Genomic DNA, 23,655 nt, shown 5'->3' with positions numbered 1-23,655 from the left:
ATCTGGGTGTATTACAACAACTCATGGCACCCTACAAACAATCACTACTCCACTAACTGCAGCTTAGGGTTAAGCCTGACAAATACCCATTGCGTCAGGCTTAACCATCTTCGGGATTCCTTCTAACAGTATATATGCCGACCTACAGGCGCCGATTATTCAACAGTTACGGATTTTGCCAAGTTTCTTGGTTGATCTACATCTGTACCTTTTACAACGGCAACATGGTAAGACAATAGCTGCAGAGGGATGGTATGTACTATCGGCTCTAAGATACTTTCGACCTTAGGCACTTCCGTAAAGGTAATGTTTTCTTCATTATTTAGCTCGGTATCTTTGTCTGCAAAGACGTAAAGCTCACCACCTCGGGCAGCCACTTCTTGAAGGTTAGATTTTAGCTTATCTAACATATCGTTATGGGGTACCATGGTTATGATGGGCATATTCTCATCAACCAAAGCCAATGGGCCATGCTTTAATTCACCAGCAGGGTAGGCTTCCGCGTGGATATAAGAGATTTCCTTCAGTTTTAAAGCTCCCTCTAAAGCAATAGGAAACATAGCACCGCGACCAAGAAATAAAGCATTGTGTTTATTAGCAAAGCGATCGGCAATTTTTTTGATATGGGCATCTTCTTGCAACGCCGCACTAACATAGCTAGGCAATGAGCGCATAGCTTGCACTAAGGCTTTTTCTTTTTCTGCAGACAAACTATTTTCCACAGAGATCGCCACACTAGTAATCAACAATGCGGTTAATTGTGTGGTAAAGGCCTTGGTTGATGCCACCCCAATTTCAGCGCCAGCATTGGTTAGCAATGTAAGCGCCGATTCACGCACCAGCGTACTAGAAGGCACATTACAAATGGCGAGAGTCGTCAAATAACCAAGTGTTTTTGCCATGCGTAATGCCGCCAATGTATCGGCCGTTTCACCGGACTGAGACAAGGTTAAAAACAGCGTATTTTTAGGCACCGCCACTTTGCGATAGCGATATTCGCTAGCAACTTCCACACTGCAAGGCACGCCAGCCAAATCCTCAAGCCAATATTTGGCAACCAATCCAGCATGATAACTGGTGCCGCAAGCGACGATATGAACATTTTCTACCTCTTTCAAAAAGCCAGAATCCGCACCAAAACAACTGGTTAGGACCTTTGACTCGCTAATTCGACCTTCTAAGCAAGCCGCAATCACTTTGGGCTGTTCATAGATCTCTTTCATCATATAGTGACGAAATTCCCCTTTGTCGGTAGCATCAACATTGTGATTAAAAACACTGATAGGGCGATCTTGCACTGCACCACTTTGATCATAAATGGTCACCGCATCGCGTGCCACCTCAACCACATCCCCTTCTTCTAGAAATATAAACTGGTCGGTCACATGCAATAACGCCAACTGATCAGATGCCACAAAATTTTCTTCGATTCCTACACCGACAACTAATGGACTACCTTTGCGAGCAGCAATAAAACGTTCTTCATCTTTACTGCTTACCACCGCAATAGCGAACGCACCTTCCAGCTTCGCAAGGGTCTTTTGCACAGCTTTAAGCAAGTCGGGTCCTGTTTTTAAAGCATCATCAATAAGATGTACAATGACTTCCGTATCTGTTTCAGATTTAAACTGATAACCTTTGGCTTTGAGGTCACGGCGCAGTGGCTCGTGGTTTTCAATAATACCGTTATGCACTAAGGCTAAATGATCGCCCGAGAAATGTGGATGGGCATTCGCCTCCGTGGGTTTACCGTGGGTTGCCCAACGAGTATGAGCAATGCCCAATTTACCATCCAGCGGCTCAACATCGAACTTATCCTTGAGGGCTTGTACTTTGCCTACAGCTCGGTGTGCAAACACACCATTACCATTGTTAATAGCGATACCTGAGGAGTCATAGCCACGGTATTCTAGTCGGCTTAACCCTTCGATTAAAATTTTTGATACATTACGGCGAGCAATCGCGCCAACAATTCCACACATGGATAAATCCTTTCAACGACTTATCAAGCTACTTTATAAAGAAGAGCTTGATATTATTAAATAGAGACAAATAGCTAAGACTTATAGGCTTAGACATTTCAGTTAAAATATTTTAGACACAATGCATTTTGGTTAAGATTTTTTAGCAGCGCGAATCCAATTGTCTTTTTGTGTTTGTCGGCTTCTGGCTAACACTAGCTGATTCGCTCCAACATCGCGTGTGATCGTTGAGCCTGCCGCCACGGTGGCTCCTTCACCTATACTTACGGGCGCTACTAATGAGGAATTGGAACCAATAAAGACATTATCAGCGACTTGGGTCAAATGTTTATGTATGCCATCATAATTACAGGTGATGGTTCCTGCTCCCACATTGACCCCAGCCCCCATGCGCGTATCACCAATATAACTTAAATGGTTAACCTTGCTTCCCTCACCAATGATGGCTTTTTTGGTTTCGACAAAGTTACCAATTTTAGCTTTATCTGCAAGCTGAGTACCGGGACGCAAGCGCGCAAAAGGTCCAATATCACATTGTTTGCCAATAACACTGTCTTCAATCAACGTATGGCTTTTTAGAATGGTGCCATCACCAATTTGACAATCTTTTAGATGACAGTTAGCACCAATCTCTACATTATCGCCCAAGACAACATTGCCTTCGAAAATACAGTTGATGTCGATAATCACATCCTGCCCCGCGCTGAGTTCACCACGAATATCAATTCGCGCTGGATCTAACAAAGTGACACCATTTTCCATCAACACTCTTGCGTGATGCTGTTGCCATTCTCGTTCGAGGGCCGCTAGCTGAATTCTATCATTGACACCAGAAACCTCTGCTTCGTTTTCGGGGTGAACAGTAACAATCTCTACGCCATCTTGCGCGGCCATGGCAATAATATCAGTTAGATAATACTCTCCTTGGGCATTATTGTTGCTCAACGCTGCTAGCCATTTTTGTAGATGATTATTAGGCGCCAATAAGATCCCCGTATTCACTTCATTGATTAGCAACTCTTTAGCAGAAGCGTCTTTTTGTTCGACAATGGCAACCACTTGCTCTTGGTCATTACGAACAATTCGACCATAGCCCGTTGGATTTTTAAGTTTTATCGTGAGTAAAACCAATGTATTAGGAGAAGACAACGCCGTCATGGCGTTTAGTGTGCTTGCCTGTATTAAGGGTACATCACCGTATAGGGTCAAAGTCGATCCGCCGACCTGCAAATGAGGCGCCACTCGACGCAATGCATCACCCGTGCCTTGTGGATTATTTTGCCAAACAATATTGGCCGAAAATTTTTGACATTCAGCAGAAACTTTTTCTCCTTCATGCCCAACAATAAGATGTAATTTGGCTCCTGGTAGCTCTTTAGCGGTATTCAAAACATGCTGAATCATAGGAGTGCCTGCTATTTTATGCAGTACTTTTGGTAGGTTAGACTTCATTCGGCTGCCTTTACCAGCAGCTAAAATAGCAATATCAAGCGTCATGTGCGTCCTTATTTATTAGCATCTTCTACAGATAGATGAAAGAATTGTGACCATTAAACAGTGACTCTCTTTTTTGCTCAAGTTGAATTGTCATTTTTTTTATGACAACTATTAAAATAACACCTTTTAACAAATCTATTACAGCTTAGACAAATAGCATTGCTGTGCTGCTTTATGTAAAATCCCCTTATCATAAAGAAGACAAGGATTAAATGATGAAGTGCGTACTGGTAACAGGCGGTGCAGGGTTCATAGGAAGCCACACCTGTGTTGAACTACTACAACAAGGTTACGAAGTAGTTGTTGTCGATAATCTTTGTAATTCAAGCCCTCTTGCATTGGAGCGGATCGCACAAATCACTAGCAAGAAAGTCACTTTTTATAAACTAGACTTGTTAGATAAGCCAAACTTAGAAAACGTTTTTCAAAAACATCCTATCGATGCGGTTATCCATTTTGCGGGATTAAAGGCCGTTGGTGAGTCAACAAAAATCCCCCTGAGTTACTATCATAACAATCTCACTGGAACGCTAGTTCTTCTCGACATAATGCAAAAGCATCATGTCTTTGATTTGGTATTTAGTTCATCAGCAACTGTTTATGGGGAAAACAACCCCATTCCCTATATCGAACATTTTCCTTTAAGCTCAACCAGCCCATATGGCCGGACAAAAGTAATGATAGAACAGTTCCTTCAGGATGCATTTAAAGCGGATTCTAGATGGAATATTTCATTGCTGCGTTATTTCAATCCTGTTGGAGCTCATCCTAGCGGGTTAATGGGTGAGGATCCTAACGGCATCCCAAACAATCTAATGCCGTTTATTACTCAAGTTGCGATAGGCAAACGCGACAAATTAAATATATTTGGGGGCGATTACCCGACCCATGACGGTACAGGGGTACGCGATTATATTCATGTAGTTGATTTAGCATTAGGCCATATCAAAGCCATCAAAAAGCTAGCACACAACCAAACACCAAGCATTGAAGCCTATAATCTTGGTGCAGGTAAGGGTTATAGCGTTTTAGATGTGGTAAAAGCATTTGAAAAGGCCGCAGCTAAAAAGATATGCTACCAGATTGCCCCAAGACGCGAAGGTGATATTGCTGAATTTTATGCTGATGCAACAAAAGCCAAAAGTGAATTAAATTGGCAAGTAGAGTTATCTTTGGAAGATATGTGCCATGATGCATGGAACTGGCAAAGCAAAAATCCAAATGGTTATCAGTAAGAAGTCAACAAAGTAAAATAAATGCTCCGTGTACTCCTAGATGCAACCTAAAACAGGTGGCATTTTATTTTACACTTGGGCAACGATTACATTCCTTCTGAAGAAGCTCAACGAACAATCTTGCTGCGGGGCCAGTGCGCTCTCCTTTACCAAAAATAGCATACACATAAAAAGTACGTTCGCTCCCTGAAACAAGATTTAATCGTTTCAGCTTGCCGCTTTGCAACGCATCGCTAATATCCGCTTTTGGCAACCAAGCAAAGCCGACGCCACTTGAGACAATTTCCAATGCGGATTGCACACTGGAAACCGTCCAACGGCGGTCGGTTCCAAGCCAGCCCGCATCCACCGAGCTTTCTACTGCTGAATCACGAATAACCAGTTGCAGCTCTTGACTGAGTCGCTCATTATTAATAGGAAGTGTTTCTTGATTCAAGGGATGATCCGCTGCTACAACCGCCATCAATTCGACTTCCACAATGGGATCAGCAAGGTAGCCTTTGGGCACAATACTACTTAGCACTAGGTCTGGATGCCCCTGTTTAAGCGCCTCTATACCACCACTTAACACCACCTCTTTCAATTGCACCAAAGTCCCTTGACTTTGTGGCTCAAATGCTCGCAATGCTCTTAATAATGCGGGAGTTGGAAAGACTTGATCGACAACCACTTCTAATTCTGGTTCCCAGCCTTGTCCTAAGGTTTTCGCTAATTCCTCCAAATCCACCGCTTCTTGGATTAAGTGCCGCGATCGTCGTAATAAGACCTCTCCCCGCTCGGTTAATTTTGCTTTACGCCCTTCGATAATCAGTAAAGGGTAACCAAGTTGTTCCTGAAGACGGGCCACCGTATAACTCACTGATGATTGGCTTTTATGCAAGGCTTCAGCCGCTTGCGCAAAGCCGCCTTTATCGACAACCGCTTGCAAAACACGCCATTGCTCTAATGTCACTCTTGGGGCTTTCAATAGTGTTCTCTCTTTTGACTTTCTAGAAGCATTATTAGACAAATAACGTGATTAATATATCGTATTTTTCGATCACTATCCGCTAAATAATGCGCTTTCTTATCGAATAAACTGTCTTTATTATAACCTCATTAATAAACTCACGGGACAAAATAATCCCATTAATGATAATTGGAGAGTAAATAATGCCGACTTTATTACGTATTGACTCTAGTGCTTCTGGTGACAACTCAAAATCTCGCCAACTGGCCAATGAATTTGTTGAAAAGTGGTTAGCGAAAAACCCCGAGGGAAAAGTTGTGTCTCGCGATGTGAGCGCTAACCCTTTACCACATTTTACAGGTGAAACACTTGGCGCTCTTTTCACGCCAGAAGCGGATCGCAGCCCAGAGCAAAAAGCCATTGTTTCCATTGGTGACGAGTTAATTGAAGAGCTAGAAGCCGCTGATATCGTGATCGTTTCTGCACCAATGTACAACTTCGGCATTCCATCGACTTTGAAAGCTTATTTTGACTACATTGCACGTGCTGGTCGCACTTTTAAATACACAGAAACTGGCCCAGTTGGGCTTGTTAACAAAGATGCTTATGTTTTTGCAGCAAGCGGCAGCTTCTTAGCAGATACACCTGCCGACCATCAAGTTCCTCATATCCAAACCTTCTTAGGTTTTATCGGCTTGAACGTGAAAAACACCTTTGTTGCCGGCGGTCAAGCACTTGGCGAGCCCGGTGAAGAAGCCTTTAGCAAAGCTAAAGCCCATATTGCTGAAGCGGTATAATCGCAACGCTATCGTTTAGCATTCTCCTATGAAACAAAGCCAAAGCCCATAAAGCGTATTCCTATTAAACAGGGTACACATTATGGGCTTTTTCATTTCCATTAGACTATCTAATCTATCCATTGGATCAACTAGCATCCAAGAAGATTAATAGCTTATACTCCTTGAGCCTTTAGGCTGATCCGTTTTCTCGACACATCCACCTCTAAGACCACAACCTTAATGATATCTCCCACTCGAACCACCTCCCTTGGATCTTTGACAAAACGATCCGCTAGTTGCGATATATGTACCAATCCATCTTGATGCACGCCAACATCCACAAAGGCTCCAAACGCCGCCACGTTGGTCACAACCCCCTCAAGCGTCATCCCCTCGTGTAAGTCATTCATACTCTGAACACTATGATCAAAGGCCGCATAGCGAAACTCAGGCCGAGGATCTCGCCCTGGCTTTGACAGTTCATCCAGAATATCTGTAAAGGTATAACTTCCCACTTGAGTCGCAAAGTCTGGTTCGCTTTTGAACTGATTTAGCAATGCGCTATTTCTCATTAGCTCGCTGGCTTTCACCCCAAGTCGAGTAGCCATTTGCTTCACCACATAATACGACTCAGGATGCACGGCGGATGCGTCCAATGGCTCTTTGCCATTCAACACTCTGATAAATCCTGCACATTGCTCAAAACACTTCTCACCAATCCCTTTGATGCTTAACAACTCATGACGGGATTCAATACGGCCCTTTTGGGCACGATAGTCGACGATATTTTGCGCCAATCGAGCACTTAAGCCAGAGACATAAGACAGTAAGGAGGCTGAAGCCAGATTCACGTCGACCCCCACTTTATTAACACAATCCTCTACCACTGCGCTCAACGACTTCGCTAGCTGGCTGGGCTTTACATCATGTTGATACTGACCCACTCCTATCGCCTGAGGCTCAATCTTAACCAATTCCGCCAAAGGGTCCTGAAAGCGCCTGGCTATCGAGATAGCCCCTCGGATCGTCACATCTAGATCCGGAAACTCGGCGATTGCCACTTCAGACGCCGAGTAAACCGACGCACCCGCTTCACTCACAACAACCGTTTTACAGTCTAGTTTTTCTGATTTAATTAAATCAGCACAAAAAACCTCCGTTTCTCTAGAGGCGGTTCCATTACCGATCGCCAACCAATTTATCTGATATCTTTCCAGTAACGACCGTAAAGTGTCTCTGGCTGCCTGCGCTTGCTTATCTGATGAAAAAGGGTAAATCACAGTCGATGCTTTTACCTGAGCCAACTCATCAATGACCGCCAGTTTCACGCCGTTGCGAAAACCTGGATCCACCCCTAATACACGACACGCCCCCGCTGGCGCTGACATTAGTAAATCCTTGAGGTTATCGGAAAATACCTTTATCGCCCCTGATTCAGCGCGCTCCTTTAATTCAGACAAGACATCCGCTTCTAACTTTGAGAATAACTTAGTTTGCCAAGCAAGCGTTAAATAGTCACGCTGACGTTTTGTTAAAGGGGAAGAAGAGGACACGGATGTAGAAAAGAGATTATTTAATGTAGGAATATTCAGCCATGAAGGAACCTCTTTCTCTAACCCTACTTCTGAATATCGAACCCCCAATTTTAACATCGACTCCTTTTTACCACGAAAAAGCGCTAATAAACGGTGGGGAGGTACTTTCTTAATCGGCTCCTGATAATCAAAATAGCCTTTATATTTATCCCCTATTTTTTGCTTACCTCGAATGACCTTACTGATTAACTCCCCTTTATCCAATAGCATGGCCCGTCCTTTTTTTAACAGATCACTATTCATAGACAACGCCTCCATAATGATCTCTTGAGCACCTTTTAGCGCCTCATCAAGAGACATAGATATATCATGGTTAGACTTAAGCCATGTTGCGACTAGTTCCCGCTCACCCCCTCCTGATTCAGTCCATAGGTATTCTGCCAAAGGACCTAAGCCCAGCTCCCTTGCCAAGCCTGCATTGGTCTTACGAGTTTTTTTAAACGGTGCATAGAGATCTTCTAACTCTGTTTTTGTTTCAGCCCGTTTTATTTTATCCACCACTTCCAGTGGATAAGGTGTAATAGATTTCAAACTTTCTAGAATACTATACTGGCGCTTATACAGCTCAACAAGATATAACCAACGCTCATGAAAGCGTCGTAGATTCACATCGCTCATTCCTCCCGTCATATCCTTACGATAGCGAGCAATAAAAGGAACACTGACGCCTTCTTCAAATAAACAAACAATACTTTCACTCATTTTATTTGTTAAAGAAAACTCATTACCCAAGGTATTTGCTATTTGCCTCATTTTTTACCTCGTTTTTTACACTTTTTAATCACTCGATTGTTTTATTTGTATCGCATCTTTGGATTTTTTTTATTAGAATCGGCAAACAAACTTGAAATAGTTAAAATATGAGTCAAACTATAGAACAATCCATTGGATCATTTTACAGTAACTGAGTCATCTGTGAATATTGTTTATTCGCATGTCAGCTGGCAAAAAGACAAATCTATCGTCCTTGTCAGTATCATTTCGACACTTATTGAGTCTAAGGATGAATCTCTTTTTCGGTGTAGAACACAAAACAATCCGTTCTTAACAGATATATTAGGGGATACCTATGAGTTTATTACTTGAATTAGCTGGCAATAAAGCCAAAGCACGTGCCGCAGCAAAAGAACTAACGGTCGCTCAACTTGAAAACCTTATTGCAGGCTTTACAAATGCATTAGAAAAAGTCAAGGAAGAAGAGCAAGCTCGTCAAGCTGAAGAAGCGGAAAAAGCAGCTCGCGCTGAAGAAATCGCTGCACTAATTGCGAAAAGCGGTCTAACCATGGAAGAGGTAGCCCTATTGAGCTCACCAAAATCCAGCGCCAACAAAGGCAAAACCGTTGAGCCAAAATACCGTCTTACTATTGATGGTAAAACACATGAATGGACAGGCCGTGGCCGCACTCCAAAAGTATTCCAAGAATACTTTGATGCTGGCAATAGCCGTGAGAGTGTTGAAATCAAATAATTTCACCGCTCTAAAAAAACATAAGACAATAAAAAAGCGACTTTTAGTCGCTTTTTTATTGTCTATTTCTTTTTATCTTATTTTGCTATTTGCTATCTGTGGACACCAAAACAATCTTTCTACTTCTCTCTAAAAGCGTGCCTAATAAGTACAATAGCACAACCTAACATACCTCCTAGCAACACCCCTAAAATAGCAATCAATGCTCGTTTTGGTGAGGTCCTACTTAGCGGCGCTTCAGGACTTTCTACATACTGAAAGGCACTAAACTGCACATTTTTATCAACAGTCTGATCATTGAGTAAATCTAGCTGGGATTCAACAGATTGTAAACGGGGTTTGATCAAACTAAGCTGTTTAAGGCCTTTTAAGACCTTAACTTTGGCTTCTAACGCATTTGCACCAATATTAATTGCAAACATTTCTTGACCAACTAAGTTTTGCTGAGGTTTATCCACTCCCGCCGCTTTAGCTATATCCAAAGCGTATTGTGACAGTAATAACTGGTTTTTTAACTCTGATTTGGCATCACTCACCAAAAGACGCTTACTTTGCCCAAGCTCTTGCCTTTTAGCATCAACTATTGAATACAAGTTTTTTATCAAAGCCGCACGAGACTTGCTTTCAACGTATTCAATATATCCAACTAAAAAATCGAGACTTTCCTGAGCGGATGCTTGAGTTGCTTTTAGAGAAAAGGACGGCTTATCTGAATGACTCACATCCTTCAGATAAGATGATGACAACTTCTCCATCCATTTTGTAAGCAACTTAGCTTTTACCTCTGGTGATTTATCATCTAACTGCGCTTGATTCAAAGCATTCTTAAAAGCAGGCCATGCGAGGATAAACGTTTTCTTATTAAAACTGCTCCGATACTGCTGCATAAAAACGCTAATAAGCAGTTTAGGATCAGTGAAATTATCAAGAGAGGATTGACGAAAGAAAGGTTTGAAATCAGATACCATCTCTTGGTAATGACTAAACTCACTTATCTGTGGCGCCGTTACTGTTGCCTTAGCAGTCCATACCTGCTTCGCCTGCAAGGCATACACTACAGCGCCTACAGCACAGACAATCGTTGCTATGATTATGATCCATTTTCCCTTCCAGAGGGCTATTAATAATTCCTTTAGATCGATTTCATCATCCTGTTGAAAGGTCTTTCTAGGTAAAGACGACTCCTGCAATTGGCGGGACTTTTCCACAATGTTTCCTTTTCTTATGTCAATTACAATTAATAATAGCGAGATAGCGGCACAAAAAAAGGCTCAACTACAACAAGCAAATAATGTGAACTATAGAGTAATTTTTTTATAAATCAAATCCCACACGCCATGACCCAGCTTTTCGCCACGCTGTTCAAATTTAGTCAATGGACGTGATTCTGGTCGCGGATAATATTGTCCCTTACCAGCGGCATTCTCATAAATAGTCTGCGCTTCCATAACCTCCATCATATGCTCTGCATAAGGCTGCCAGTCTGTTGCCATATGAAAATAGCCATCTGTTTTTAAAACATTTGCCACTTGCTGTGCAAATAGAGGCTGAACTATGCGACGCTTGTTGTGTTTCTTTTTATGCCAAGGATCGGGAAAGAACAATTGAAAACCACTAGCCGACTTTTCAGGCAGACAATTCGCCATCACTTCGATGGCATCATCACAATAGACACGTAAATTCGTAATACCTGCTTCTTTTGCCAGCATCATCAGTTTTGCCACACCTGGGGGATGTACTTCAATGCCGATAAAATCTTTCTCAGGAGCATTTTTCGCCATTTCTGCGAGAGAGGCACCCATTCCAAAACCAACTTCAATGATTACATCGGACTGACGACCAAACACTTCTTGATAATCAATTCGGCCATTCTCTAACTCTAGTCCGTAAAATGCCCAATTAGCATCGTAGTTTTTTTGTTGGCCTTCTGTCATCCGACCACCTCGCACAACAAAACTGCGAATGGTACGTTTCTTAATAGGCTCCTGACTGTCTATCATAGTGTCTTGCATTATCTCTTATCAATTAAATGAATGGCATTAAGTGAATGGTCGTTCATCGCTTCACTAATATTGTGGTCGGATATACTACCGAAAAGAGCATTTTTTGTCCTCTACCTAATGACTATTTTCAACAATCAATTGACCTTAAAATGACCTTGCCACAGATTTTTTGCTAAAAGAAACCAAGCAAGCAAATATAAGACACCACCAATAGGCGTAATTGCCCCTAACCAAAGTACACCAGTGAAGGTCATCACATACAGGCTACCCGCAAAAAAAACATTACCGATGAGAAAGCATAAGATGATTTTTCTAGCAGAAGGAATATAGGAAAACAAAGCAGCAACAATAAGAGATGCCAGCGCATGATACATTAAGTACTGGCTCCCCGTATGCCACCAAGATAAGGCTCTTTCATTTACCATTTTAGTCAGAGCATGGGCTCCAAATGCCCCAGCGGCAACAGACACAAAACCTTGTATAGCCGCAAAACCGGCTAATTTAGCCGGAAAAGAGGAAACTTGAGACATGAATTATTCCAATACATTTAGAAAACCATTGCTGCCAATGGCAAAGTAACGGCTACCATTTGAAAAAGACAGGGCAAGCACGCTGGCCCCAGTAGGTTGCAAAGTGTCTCTGAGGTGCAGGTCCCATTCTTTAAGCACTTGTCCAGTCGGCATATCAAGCAAAGAAACCTGATGATCAACCCCACCAATTAAAAGCTGCTGATCATTTCTAGAAAATACGGCACTACTAATGGTTCTCTTACGCGACTTCAAAGATCCTGTATAGACCGTGGTGACAACTTTGCCCGTTTGTGTTGACCACACTTTAGCGGTTCCTAGTTGGGCAGAACCGAAGGCGTATTTACCATCATCAGATAAGGCCACCGCCGCAATTTGATTACTTAATGTCCACTCAAACTTCTTTTTACCTGTCCGGACATTCCACAAGGTAACGTGATATTTGTCATCTCCGGTGAGAGCCAGACGCCCATCAGGTGACACATCTACAGCTCGAACTATGGCGCCAGTACGAAATGTCTGTTTTATGCCACCATTTTTCACATCAAAGTAACGCGCCGTTTGATCATCCAAACCAACGAGAGCGAAATCGCCATTATCCGTCAATTTTAACGACTGAATATTACCCGGTGTGTCCCAAAAACCGACGGAGTGACCATCTGAAGTACGCCATAACACCAAGGTCCGAGCAGATCCTGTCGCGGCAAATTCACCCGTCGGGTCAATGTCGGCACTAATAATGGACGTATACTCACCTTTCGCATGATTCCAATTATAGCGCCTATCGTTAAGAGCTGTTCGCCAATAGCTCCCACCATGTTCAATTGAGCCAACCACTGCGGCACTACCATCCTCACTCAGCGCGGCAGAGAAAAGTCCTTGGACAGCAAATTCTTCAATTCTTACTGGCGCTTTTTCAGAACAAGCAGACAACACAAAAGCGCTGACGATAAACAGAGAAAGATTACGCGCTTTTTTCGCTGTGGGCCTCATGAAGCTCCTCAATCAATCTATCTTCTAACTGAAAACGCTCCGCCATCACCACGGCAAGGGTTTTCATGGAGCACGGAAGTGCTTCCAGCTGTGCACTGACGTGCTTTTGAGTGTCATACTTATCATTAAACTCAAGAGCTACTTCTGTACTCTCATCGATTTCGGGCATCAATTCATTAAGCAGCTTTAAAGCTGAATCATCTTTAAATTCTTGAGCCTCTAGAGCCAGCTGCTCATACACATTAAAATGCCCAACAGACACATAATCCACCAGCAGTTCACATAGGTGTTGAATTTTCGGCGTATCCATTTGGGTATATTCTTCAAGATCGCGTAACTCTACCCAAGTCTCAATTAAATGCTGCCTCTGTTTTAGCCAACGATCAATAATCTCATGAACACCGCCCCAGCGCTCTTGTGCCGTTTTACATCTCTCTAACATAGAATATCTCCATTCACTCGACGATAGTCAACACACGCCTCGCTTAATTATAAATTCAGTCTCTTCATACTCAGTTAAATAAGAGCATATTCCGAAGCGATACCCCCTGCAAGAGCGGGACAAAGGGTAATTTGTAACGTTTCAATTAGGCTAGGTGACTAAGTGAAAACACCATTACCAAGCAGTTAATCTCAGATAGCCCAACCATCCATGTTTAACGTCTTGTTTTTCCTGAACGAAAAGCAATCCAGACATTAACGACGGCCATTAAAACAAACATGACCAAGGTCCAACCAGGAATACTGAGACCAAGGAAGGTCCATACCACTTCGCCACAATCACCGGTTCCCATAATCATTGCTCGCAGGACACTTTGCCATGGGAACGCACTGATCATATAACTTAGCCCAGGCATACAAGCGGGCAAGTCATCCATGGGAAGATTTTGTAAATACAAGTGACGGATGGATAATGCCGCCCCCATTAATGATAAAACGACCACTGTGACAGAAAACCACTGCCGGCGTTTCTCATTCGCCGTTAACGCTGAAAAAATCGATACTAGACCAATAAAAAAGAAAACAATGCGCTGCAACATACATAATGGGCACGGTTCAAGCCCCATTTGATATTCCATATAAAAGGCCACACCTAATAAAGCAAATGCCGCCAAACCAACCACGCCATGGAAGCGACGAGACGACATTCTCTTAATCATAGACAAGAGCATAGAGATTCCTTATATTCCATAGAGTTACATTGAGCAAAAATGGACATAAACAAACGAGAAAAGTTCCAAATTACTACTGACATACACATTTAATCGCAGTTAGTATACTGTCTATTGCAATAAATACGAGACATCACCATGTTCAGAACGGCTCCCTTGGCAATTATTCGCCTTTTGGCTCTTCCCATTTTTCTGCTCAGCCTGTTGACGGTAACAGCCCACGCTGAGGACGATTCAGGAAAAGCACCACCAATTTACATCGAAATCAGACCGCAATTTGTCGTTAACTTTGAAAGCAACACCGCAAGGCTTAGGTATATAAAAACCAGCATTACACTGCAAGCGAAAGCAGGGGATAAAGCGTTAATTGAGGAAAACATGCCGTTGATAAAAGATGCTCTCGTGATGTTTTTAAGCTCAAGAACCACCGACCAAGTGACTGGCGCGCAAGCAAGAGAAAAAACACGCATTGAAGCGATTAAAGACCTAAATAAAGTTATGAAAAAAGAAACAGGAAAAGAGCCAGTGAAAAGCGTACTATTTGGCAGTTTTTTAACGCAGTAGAGACTTAAGTTAACAGCAGGGAAGACGCCAGCGGTCAGCAATTAAACCATTTAAGCAGGCTTTCCCTACGTTAACCAAGAACTTATAGCTCTTTAATATCGTCGGGGCTTACATACCCAGCGACTTTATCAACGGGTTCATTGTTAAAAAATTTGTCCATCTGCTCCATAATGTATTTACGAGCATCAGGCTTCATTAAGTTTAACTGCTTTTCATTGATCATCATGGTTTGCAGTACTTGCCATTCTTGCCATGCTTGTTTCGATACAGTTGAAAGAATCTCCTGGCCTCGAGCCCCAGGTAATGGCGCGCGCTCCAGTGCTTCCATCTCTTTTTGATATTTTTTGCAGAATACGGTATTTGACATGATTTGCTCGCTGTCCAGTGGGTTCAATCTATGTGGTCTATGACGACCATGAATCTATATCAACTATTAATGGTGTTATGGACATAGAAATCAAGCGTTTTACCGGGGAGCTATTTCATTCAATAGAGGCAACCTCACTTAATAACGTACGTACAGGAGCAGGTAAGCCCAAAGCCATCACATCACTGAGATTAAACCACTGATACTTCCCTTCTTCCATCACGGCGTTGACCTCACCAATGCGAACATGACTTGGTTCGATATCCAAGTGATAATGACTAAAGGTGTGCCGGAACGCCGTCAAGGCAGAAACATCATAAATCTGAGTTTGAAAGCGCTGCTCAACATGCATGACCACACTTTCGTCGCAGGCAAGCTCAGGTAAACTCCATAATCCTCCCCAAATCCCTGTTTGAGGACGTTTCTCCATCAATATCTGGTGATCGTCATTCGATATCACTAAGAACTGCAAACGTTTTTCGGGCTTAAGTGCTTTTTTGGGTTTCCGAACCGGAAACTGTGTAGGATCCTGGGTTTGACGGGCTAGACAATCGGCTTCGAGTGGGCACAACAAGCACTGAGGCTTAGAACGGGTACACAAGGTTGCCCCAAGATCCATCATAGCTTGAGTATAATCACCACAGCGTTCGCTCGGCATATAATGCTCCGCCAATTCCCACATAGCTTCTTCCGTTTTCCTCTCGCCCGGCCAAGTGGGAACCGCATGAAACCGTGCCAGCACGCGTTTCACATTACCATCTAAAATCGCGGCCTGCACACCACGAGAAATCGATAAAATCGCTGAGGCAGTAGAGCGCCCTATGCCGGGTAATTCACAGACGCCTTCAACGGAATCAGGGAACAGAGAATCCCACTCGTCCACTAATATCTTAGCGGCCTTATGCATATTTCGTGCACGAGCGTAATAGCCCAAGCCACTCCAATGGGCCAGCACCTTTTCTTGATCCGCCTCGGCCAGCGCTTCAACCGTGGGAAAAGCCGCCATAAACTTCTGATAATAGGGAATAACCGTGGTTACTTGCGTTTGCTGCAACATGATCTCGGAAATCCACACACGATAGGGGGTTTTATTCTCTTGCCAAGGTAGGTTTTTACGCCCGTGTTTATCAAACCACGCTAGTACACGAGGCGCAAAATTTTCAACTGGTTGCATTACCGTCTCACGATTGTCTTGCTCTATGACATACATCGAACAGCGTATGGGAAAGAGATCACTCAAGCCTCCTCTTCCCCATTCACTTATTCACATTAAAACAAACTCTTTAGTTTATCTTTTAGCTTATCTCTAAGCTTTTTCTCTTCTTCTTGGCGTCTTGCTTTAAGTTTCTCTTTCAATTTTTCCTTCTCAGCTGCGACTTTATCCTTTAACTCTTGTTTCGCTAAATTCGCAAACAAAGCCCCAAACTTTTTCAAATCAGGCCGACATAAACTAGCAGGATCATCCGAAAAATGCCCTTTGCAAACAATAGGAAAGGCCAGTTTAGTAATTTTATCATTGACTCGACAGGCATGATCAAGATGACTGCCACTGAGCGCCACATTGGCTTGATAATCCAATGACTGCTTAGGCAAAGAAATAATACCGTCTCCTGTTACCTGAATCCCTGCTGATGTTAGGATCAAGCCAGGCGTTGAAATTTGTCCATTTACAATACGTGCTGGAAAGGTCATGTTTTCAAATGGCGTATCATCACCGAAGTCTTTGTTATTAATAGACTCTTTGCGAACGGCGGCAATGCCTTTACACACCGTTCGAGTGAGGTTCACGCCTACCAATGCGCCTTTTTTAATATGAACCAATAAGTCCCCCTGCAAAGAAGACATCAAATCCGCTAGATGATTGCCTTGAGCAGACAATTCGCCATCTACGAACGTGGTGCCACGTAATTTATCCATCTTCATGTAATCATGTAATAAAGGCTGGATTTGCACACCGGACACTTTTGGTACCAGCGTCATTTTAGGTGTATTACCACTCACATCCAGGGTGGCTTTCACTTCTGCTTGCCCCTGATATAAATGGATTAAAGCGGGTGATACCCGTACAACACCGTTCCCCACCGTCGCGTCCAGCGCAACCTTATTAAGCTTCATTTTTTTGAAGATCACATTCTTTAATGAAATGCCTAAATGCCCTTCTAAGGAACGAATCAGATCCACCGGAATAAGATCTTTACTCGACGCGGCAGCACCGTTTTGAGGCGTTTGGCTCTGGCCTTGTGTCGTCGAATTATTGCCAGCAGCTGGCGCCTGAGAAGCACTGCTTGAGGCTGTTTGCTCCGGAGGTACCGTTTCAGGAGGTAAGTAGCGATCTAAATCCAACCCCTCCCCGGCGATGTTAATGTCCCAACGCAATGGCGAAAAATCAACGCCTGCACTGGCGTTAATCTTACTACCGTCCAGAAGCAAAGACATCGGCTGAACTAAGAGCGTATCTTTGTCCCCATGCAAGGTAATAGCCACTTGAGCCTTGGTTAATGCACTGCTATCCGCCATATTAGGCAGCGCCATATTGAGCTTTTTCATCACCTCTCTTGGGTTAAAGGGGGCGATAGAAAGCTTGCCATTAAATTCGGGATCACTTAACACTTGAAAAGCCTGTACGCTTGCATTCGCCGTCATACCCAATGTTTTCAACACTAAACCTTGCGCCGATAAGGTTTCTTGGGGCACATCCATGTCTACTTGAGAAGCTTGTAAACTGGCCTTAAATGGACTCGTCGGCAGTCTATCTCCCGATGTTGTGGTTGAAAGATCCACATTATTCAAAGAAAAGGCTTCACGTTCTGGAAAAAATGTCAGGTCAGCATCCAGTTTTACCTCGGCATCAATAGGATGCTTGCCTTGCAAGTCACTTTGCTTGATCATCAGATTCATCGCCAATGGCCACGCCTTATTCCACTGAACATTACTCAATTCTACATTCATCACAGCGTTTATTTTTTGCTTATTCACCGCATTGGTGTATGTGATATCGGCATTTTTTATAATCAGTTTATCCAAATGCAGATTTGGCAAAGCGCGCTTGAACGGATCACTCGCCGAAGTCGCATAATCAGCCTGATTAGTCGAACTGGTTCGACTAGATTGACCAGTGTTAGAATTGGATGACGGCACTTGGCCTTTTGCTTTATTAACGGCATTGCGCTGCCAATTAGCATGACCTTGTTTATCCACTGACAGATTGGCTTTTAAATTCACCAACTCTACCGTATCCACATCAATGTTGCGTTTTAAAAGGGGCAATACCGCTAGCCCAAATTCAGCCCGATCAAACTGTAAAAGCTCTGGGTCCTTCCCCAAAGCCACACCAATATGACTTAACGAGAGTCCAAAATGAGGGAAAAAAGACCAATGAATGTCGCCATCCATACGTAAACGTACATCGGCTTTTTCAAGCGCTACCTTTTGAATTTCTTTTTTAAAGTCATTAGGGTTCACAAAGAGCATGACGTACGCTACCAGAGCGACCATCAATACCAAGAGAACCCCAACTAAGATCGCCAATCTTTTTATCCACACCATGCCACACCCCTTAAATCCTATTCGACTGCAACTTATTAAGTTAACCGCTTATAAGCTAAGCCAATCCAATGACCGCCATCATAACACTCGATAAGACTCTTTATCTCCCTCAATAAGCCCTTTATCAACTTAATAGCAACAAGCCATTAAAAAGGACAAAGGAAGGGATAGAAGCCAAGGACGCCAGACTCTATAATACAGACCTAATTTTTATAACATGATGTCAAATCATAGCAACTCACTGTGGAGAAGCTTCAATGTCCGATCGGATCGCCAGCGTCGAGCGTAATACGCTTGAAACACAAATCAAAGTGTCTATTAATCTAGACGGTACCGGAAAATTCAACTGTGAAACAGGCGTCCCTTTTCTTGACCATATGTTGGATCAAGTGGCTCGCCACGGCCTGATTGACCTAGATATTCACGCTGTTGGTGACTTACACATTGACGCCCACCATACAGTGGAAGATCTTGGCATTACCATGGGGCAAGCCTTTGACAAAGCCATTGGTGACAAAAAAGGTATCAAACGCTATGGTCATGCTTACGTTCCCTTAGATGAAGCGTTATCTCGCGTGGTTATCGATTTTTCGGGTCGTCCCGGCTTGGAAATGCATGTACCCTTTACTCGTGCCTCTGTTGGCGGCTTTGATGTGGACCTTTTTTCCGAGTTTTTCCATGGCTTTGTTAATCATGCCAAAGTGACGTTACACCTAGACAATCTTCGAGGTAAAAACACTCACCACCAAGCGGAAACCCTTTTTAAAGCCTTTGGGCGTGCCTTACGCATGGCATTAGAAGTGGACGAACGGATGGCAGACCAAATGCCGTCGACAAAAGGCTGTTTGTAGGAAGCTTTCATGACGAATGTAAAAAGCGATAGAAAAAATGTTGTAAAAAAATCCGTTGTCGCGGTCATTGATTATGGCATGGGGAATTTACACTCAGTCGCCAAAGCCCTTGAGCATGTGGCGGATGACAATACCGAGGTTGTCGTGACCAGCGATCCTCAAATCATTGATTCTGCGGATCGGGTCCTCTTGCCTGGTGTTGGAGCGATACGTGACTGCATTGGGGAAATGCATCGCACTGGCCTTGTACCGAGCATCCAAAAAGCCATGGCGGAGAAGCCTTTTTTAGCCATCTGTGTGGGCATTCAATCCCTCATGTCTCACAGTGAAGAAAATGACGGCGTAGCGTGTCTTGATCACTTTAAAGGCAACGCGCTGTTTTTTGGCAACCAACATAAAGACCACGATGGCAGCAAACTAAAGGTGCCCCATATGGGCTGGAACCAAGTTAAGCAGACAATTCTCCATCCTTTATGGAAAGACATTCCTGATCAAGCCCGTTTTTACTTCGTACATAGCTTCTACGTAGTGCCTGAAAACAAGGACGAAATAGCGGGCACCTGTGATTACGGTTTAGAGTTTTGTGTTGCCTTGGCCCGCGACAATGTATTTGCTGTCCAGTTCCACCCAGAAAAAAGCCATAAAGACGGTTTGCAACTGTATAAAAACTTCCTTAACTGGGATGGCAAACCAGCACTTTGATTGTATAGATACCGTGACTTAAAGATTAGGAGCCAACTATGGGCTTAGCAAAACGAATCATCCCCTGTCTTGACGTAGACAATGGCCGTGTTGTAAAGGGTGTTCAGTTCCTGGATATTCGCGATGCAGGCGACCCAGTCGAAGTCGCCAAACGCTATAATGAACAAGGCGCAGACGAAATTACGTTTTTGGACATCACCGCCAGCTCTGATGACCGCGAAACCACGGTTCATATGGTCGAGGCTATTGCCAGTCAGGTGTTTATTCCGCTTACCGTTGGCGGTGGCATCCGTACCTGCGAAGATATTCGTCGCATGTTAAACGCTGGCGCGGACAAAGTAGGCATCAATACAGCTGCGGTGTTTAACCCGGAATTTGTCCGTGAAGCCGCACAGCGTTTTGGCTCTCAATGCATCGTGGTTGCCATTGATGCAAAGAAAGTGAGCGACAAAGGGGAACCCGATAAATGGGAGATTTTTACCCATGGTGGTCGCAAGCCAACCGGGTTGGATGCGATTGAGTGGGCGAAAAAAATGGTCGAGTATGGCGCTGGCGAAATACTACTAACCAGTATGGATCGTGATGGCACCAAAAACGGTTTCGATTTAGGCTTAACACGTGCCATCAGCGAAGCGGTGCATGTGCCAGTGATTGCTTCTGGCGGCGTTGGTAATTTAGATCATCTTGTCGATGGCGTCCTTGAAGGCAAAGCGGATGCGGTACTAGCGGCTAGCATCTTTCACTTCGCTGAATACAGCATCCAAGAAGCGAAAGAGCGTATGATGGCGGCAGGGATAGAAATGCGCATGTCATAATAGCCAAAACCATATAATCCGCTTTAAAACACGGACTAAACAAACGACTCAGAATAAAAAGGGCATCCCCTACCTTCATCAGGCCGTCCTTTTTACTGTCTAATCTAGAGGGGAATTTAATCTAGTTTTAACTGTCCAATCTAAAAGGAAGCCTAATGCATAGAGTACGTTCGGGGAGCAAAGGTACTTGAGTGAACGACTTGTTTATCCTTCTTGGGCGGCACAGCAAACTCAAACAACACAGAGCGGTGACTGCCATTATCTTCATCCATCGTGACTTCTAATTGCCACGTGATGGTATTGTGATCCGACTCTGGCAACAATATATTGGCTTGCCACTTGTTTTGAACCGGCCGCTGGGTCAACTCCATGGAGCTGACTCCCATATAATGATTCTTGCCCTGTAGTGTAAATTGAATCGAATCCACATTATTCGCCAGCTCTTTGGGCAACTTAAGCGATACCTCCATAGGTTTATTGGCATGAATCCCATTGTCAAATATCAAGGTAGCAGACTTACCGACGTCAGTCAGCGGAGCAGTACAGGTTTTCATGTCTTTGCTGCACTGAACAACAGCCACATAGGGCTGCTGTGGCATGATGCGATCCATCCCCCAGGTTAAAGCGAGTACTATAAGAAATAAAAGCGTGCCCCAATAAAGGACCTGCTTCAGCCTTACTGTATTCATGGTGTTCTGCTTAGCGACATTTAATCTCAACATAGGACTAAGTTTACAGCGCTTACACCAGAACCTCTAGCACCAGAGTGAGGAGTGATTCTGCAATTTTAGAGCAGAAAAAGCGCGTTACTTGCCGTCAATGTGCAGTGCCGAGTACAATCCTTAAAAAACCAGACACTAGGGAAGGGTCCCTAGCTCTGTCAACAATAGACACGGCTTGCCGAATGATTAGAAGGAAGACTGCTTGACCACCCTAAACAATGCCCTTAATGCGCTGGCGAAACATTGTCAGCAGGCAGACTCTTCAGCCTTGACATTTCATCGTGGAGTCGAAAGAGAAGCTCTCCGTGTTGATCGTTCATCGGGGCGGATTTCTCATAATCCACATCCTGTTGCGTTAGGGTCAGCCCTGACCCACGCTTCCATTACCACCGATTATTCTGAAGCGTTAATGGAATTTATTACGCAAGTTCATCCGAGTGTCGAAGGAGTCATTAGCGAACTAAAAGACATTCATCATGTTGTTAATCACGAGCTCAACAAACATAACGAGTGCCTTTGGCCTGCCAGCATGCCCTGTTATTTAGAGAGCAATGAAGATGTTCCCATCGCCTATTTTGGCGAGTCTAACACTGGCAAACTTAAGCGTATTTATCGTGAAGGGTTATCCAATCGCTATGGTCGCATCATGCAGTGTATTGCAGGCATGCATTACAACTTCTCCTTTGATAAGGCATTTTGGCGTTTCTTGGAACACTACAAAGGCAAGACCGACTTGACGCCAGAACAACAGCAGGAGTTCCAGTCTGACCAATACTTCACCCTCATCCGTAATTTCCGACGCAACTCCTGGATTCTTTCTTGGTTATTTGGCGCCTCACCTGCTATCGATACCAGTTTTTTACCCAGTAAGCCCAACACCTTATCTCCATTAGATCAACAAACTTGGATTGGCCCTAAAGCCACTTCGCTTCGCATGAGTGACCTAGGCTACCAAAATAAAGCACAAGCCGACTTATATGTGTGTTATAACGAAGTCAGCACCTACATCAGCACCATCAAAAAAGCCCTAAAAACTCCCTATCAACGCTACGAAGAGATTGGTGTCAAAGTAGAGGGAGCATACAAGCAACTTAATAGCAACTTGCTACAGATTGAAAACGAATACTACAGCGACATTCGACCTAAACGGGTGACACAACCAGGGGAACATCCTAGCGCGGCGTTACAGGCCAGAGGGGTTGAGTACATAGAAGTCCGCATCATGGATATTGACCCTAGCTCCAACATTGGCATGCAAGCCTCAACCCTGTATTTCCTCGATACCTTCTTGCTGTACTGTATGCTAAACAACGACGAACAACTCAACGCAGAAGAATGCCATGCTCTTCGTCTTGCTCAGCAAGATATCGCGGTACATGGGAGAGATGCAGAACATAGCTTTGACTTTGGCCACGGCCCAGTATTGTTAAAAGAAAAACTCCACACACTACTAGAAGAGCTTCGCCATGTTGCGACTTTCTTAGCCGAGAATACAGGCAATAATGCTTATATTTCTGCCATTGAAGAGCAGCTCAACAAGCTCAACAACCTCTCGCGACTCCCCTCTCAAAAATTGATTGAACAATGTGAAGAGTATAAGGGATACCAGTCTGCCATGCTTTCATTGGCGAACCAGCAACAATCAACTTGGTTAAAGACACCCATTAGCCATGAGTTATCACAACGCTTCGCGAAGCAAGCCTCTGATTCTCTACTGGAACAAAAACAGATTGAAGAAAGTGACGAAGTGGATTTTGATACGTTTCTTACCGCATATTTGCAGCAGCAATAAACGTCATTAAGCCCGAAAAAAAACGCCTCTCGGGGCGTTTTTTTTTTCGGGCTGATTCTTTTGCAATAAACCTTTCTCAAGGTCAATAGTCCATAA

At 43.7% G+C, this 23,655-nt stretch carries 22 protein-coding genes; 8 read left to right on the top strand and 14 right to left on the bottom strand.

Annotated elements, in window-relative coordinates; translation table 11 throughout:
* Positions 1-155 precede the first annotated feature (155 nt).
* On the bottom strand, positions 156-1,982 hold the full coding sequence (gene glmS, locus AC0VYG_RS02970) for a glutamine--fructose-6-phosphate transaminase (isomerizing) (RefSeq protein ID WP_475430875.1): 1,827 nt from the start codon (positions 1,980-1,982) through the stop codon (positions 156-158).
* Between the two features lie 132 nt (positions 1,983-2,114).
* Entirely contained in the window at positions 2,115-3,479 is a 1,365-nt protein-coding gene (glmU, locus tag AC0VYG_RS02965) for a bifunctional UDP-N-acetylglucosamine diphosphorylase/glucosamine-1-phosphate N-acetyltransferase GlmU (RefSeq protein WP_475430873.1), read from the bottom strand.
* Between the two features lie 215 nt (positions 3,480-3,694).
* Between glmU and galE the strand changes: the two genes are divergently transcribed.
* Positions 3,695-4,714 (top strand): UDP-glucose 4-epimerase GalE, encoded by a 1,020-nt coding sequence (gene galE, locus AC0VYG_RS02960; protein ID WP_475432514.1) that lies wholly within the window; start codon positions 3,695-3,697, stop codon positions 4,712-4,714.
* A gap of 64 nt (positions 4,715-4,778) precedes the next feature.
* Here galE and AC0VYG_RS02955 read toward each other — a convergent pair whose 3' ends face one another.
* The gene (locus tag AC0VYG_RS02955) at positions 4,779-5,681 is read right to left on the bottom strand and encodes a LysR family transcriptional regulator (RefSeq protein WP_475430872.1); all 903 of its coding nucleotides are present in this window, start codon (positions 5,679-5,681) and stop codon (positions 4,779-4,781) included.
* A gap of 185 nt (positions 5,682-5,866) precedes the next feature.
* Here AC0VYG_RS02955 and AC0VYG_RS02950 point away from each other — a divergent pair, with 185 nt between their 5' ends.
* A complete protein-coding gene (locus AC0VYG_RS02950) occupies positions 5,867-6,460 on the top strand; it encodes an FMN-dependent NADH-azoreductase (protein ID WP_475430871.1) in 594 nt (197 codons plus the stop codon).
* Positions 6,461-6,615: 155 nt separating this feature from the next.
* Here AC0VYG_RS02950 and AC0VYG_RS02945 read toward each other — a convergent pair whose 3' ends face one another.
* Positions 6,616-8,790 carry a Tex family protein gene (locus AC0VYG_RS02945; RefSeq protein WP_475430870.1) on the bottom strand — a complete coding sequence of 725 codons (2,175 nt, stop codon included), beginning with the start codon at positions 8,788-8,790 and terminating at the stop codon, positions 6,616-6,618.
* A gap of 316 nt (positions 8,791-9,106) precedes the next feature.
* Between AC0VYG_RS02945 and AC0VYG_RS02940 the strand changes: the two genes are divergently transcribed.
* On the top strand, positions 9,107-9,505 hold the full coding sequence (locus AC0VYG_RS02940) for an H-NS histone family protein (protein WP_199477401.1): 399 nt from the start codon (positions 9,107-9,109) through the stop codon (positions 9,503-9,505).
* Positions 9,506-9,624: 119 nt separating this feature from the next.
* On the opposite strand, the gene AC0VYG_RS02935 is transcribed toward AC0VYG_RS02940, so the two are convergent.
* The 6 genes from AC0VYG_RS02935 to AC0VYG_RS02910 form a co-directional block, all read right to left on the bottom strand.
* Positions 9,625-10,713: an LPS O-antigen chain length determinant protein WzzB gene (locus AC0VYG_RS02935; protein WP_475430869.1), complete on the bottom strand. Its 1,089-nt coding sequence runs from the start codon at positions 10,711-10,713 to the stop codon at positions 9,625-9,627.
* 90 nt (positions 10,714-10,803) lie between these two features.
* Positions 10,804-11,517 (bottom strand): tRNA (guanosine(46)-N7)-methyltransferase TrmB, encoded by a 714-nt coding sequence (gene trmB / locus AC0VYG_RS02930; protein ID WP_475430868.1) that lies wholly within the window; start codon positions 11,515-11,517, stop codon positions 10,804-10,806.
* Positions 11,518-11,642: 125 nt separating this feature from the next.
* The gene (locus AC0VYG_RS02925; protein WP_475430867.1) at positions 11,643-12,038 is read right to left on the bottom strand and encodes a DUF423 domain-containing protein; all 396 of its coding nucleotides are present in this window, start codon (positions 12,036-12,038) and stop codon (positions 11,643-11,645) included.
* A gap of 3 nt (positions 12,039-12,041) precedes the next feature.
* The gene (locus tag AC0VYG_RS02920; protein ID WP_475430866.1) at positions 12,042-13,028 is read right to left on the bottom strand and encodes a WD40 repeat domain-containing protein; all 987 of its coding nucleotides are present in this window, start codon (positions 13,026-13,028) and stop codon (positions 12,042-12,044) included.
* Positions 13,000-13,470, bottom strand: coding sequence for a sigma D regulator (rsd, locus tag AC0VYG_RS02915; protein ID WP_475430865.1), 471 nt, complete (start codon positions 13,468-13,470; stop codon positions 13,000-13,002). Before rsd ends, AC0VYG_RS02920 begins: the two co-directional genes overlap by 29 nt.
* 214 nt (positions 13,471-13,684) lie before the next feature.
* Positions 13,685-14,200: a disulfide bond formation protein B gene (locus tag AC0VYG_RS02910; RefSeq protein WP_475430863.1), complete on the bottom strand. Its 516-nt coding sequence runs from the start codon at positions 14,198-14,200 to the stop codon at positions 13,685-13,687.
* Positions 14,201-14,338: 138 nt separating this feature from the next.
* On the opposite strand from AC0VYG_RS02910, the gene AC0VYG_RS02905 reads away from it, so the two are divergent.
* Positions 14,339-14,764: a flagellar basal body-associated FliL family protein gene (locus AC0VYG_RS02905; protein WP_475430862.1), complete on the top strand. Its 426-nt coding sequence runs from the start codon at positions 14,339-14,341 to the stop codon at positions 14,762-14,764.
* An 82-nt stretch (positions 14,765-14,846) separates the two neighbouring features.
* Here the strand turns inward: AC0VYG_RS02905 and AC0VYG_RS02900 are convergent, their stop codons facing one another.
* The 3 genes from AC0VYG_RS02900 to AC0VYG_RS02890 all read right to left on the bottom strand — a co-directional run bounded on the left by AC0VYG_RS02900 (position 14,847) and on the right by AC0VYG_RS02890 (position 18,677).
* A complete protein-coding gene (locus AC0VYG_RS02900) occupies positions 14,847-15,131 on the bottom strand; it encodes an oxidative damage protection protein (RefSeq protein WP_475430861.1) in 285 nt (94 codons plus the stop codon).
* A gap of 115 nt (positions 15,132-15,246) precedes the next feature.
* On the bottom strand, positions 15,247-16,305 hold the full coding sequence (gene mutY, locus AC0VYG_RS02895) for an A/G-specific adenine glycosylase (protein WP_475430860.1): 1,059 nt from the start codon (positions 16,303-16,305) through the stop codon (positions 15,247-15,249).
* 95 nt (positions 16,306-16,400) lie between these two features.
* Positions 16,401-18,677: an AsmA family protein gene (locus tag AC0VYG_RS02890; protein ID WP_475430859.1), complete on the bottom strand. Its 2,277-nt coding sequence runs from the start codon at positions 18,675-18,677 to the stop codon at positions 16,401-16,403.
* 257 nt (positions 18,678-18,934) lie between these two features.
* Here AC0VYG_RS02890 and hisB point away from each other — a divergent pair, with 257 nt between their 5' ends.
* The 3 genes from hisB to hisF are packed head-to-tail and all read left to right on the top strand — an operon-like array spanning position 18,935 to position 21,045.
* Entirely contained in the window at positions 18,935-19,528 is a 594-nt protein-coding gene (gene hisB / locus AC0VYG_RS02885) for an imidazoleglycerol-phosphate dehydratase HisB (protein WP_199477410.1), read from the top strand.
* A 9-nt stretch (positions 19,529-19,537) separates the two neighbouring features.
* A complete protein-coding gene (hisH, locus tag AC0VYG_RS02880; protein ID WP_475430858.1) occupies positions 19,538-20,230 on the top strand; it encodes an imidazole glycerol phosphate synthase subunit HisH in 693 nt (230 codons plus the stop codon).
* A gap of 38 nt (positions 20,231-20,268) precedes the next feature.
* Positions 20,269-21,045, top strand: coding sequence for an imidazole glycerol phosphate synthase subunit HisF (hisF, locus tag AC0VYG_RS02875; RefSeq protein WP_475430857.1), 777 nt, complete (start codon positions 20,269-20,271; stop codon positions 21,043-21,045).
* Positions 21,046-21,197: 152 nt separating this feature from the next.
* On the opposite strand, the gene AC0VYG_RS02870 is transcribed toward hisF, so the two are convergent.
* Positions 21,198-21,734 carry a hypothetical protein gene (locus AC0VYG_RS02870; protein ID WP_475430856.1) on the bottom strand — a complete coding sequence of 179 codons (537 nt, stop codon included), beginning with the start codon at positions 21,732-21,734 and terminating at the stop codon, positions 21,198-21,200.
* Between the two features lie 235 nt (positions 21,735-21,969).
* Between AC0VYG_RS02870 and gshA the strand changes: the two genes are divergently transcribed.
* Complete coding sequence (gene gshA, locus AC0VYG_RS02865; RefSeq protein ID WP_475430855.1) at positions 21,970-23,559, top strand: glutamate--cysteine ligase; 1,590 nt, start codon at positions 21,970-21,972, stop codon at positions 23,557-23,559.
* Positions 23,560-23,655: the final 96 nt, after the last annotated feature.

The sequence above is a fragment of the Marinomonas sp. 63XJN7_7_ISO-PGPR-S23-202 genome, assembly GCF_056173505.1.
This window is presented reverse-complemented; position numbering and strand designations above follow the sequence as displayed.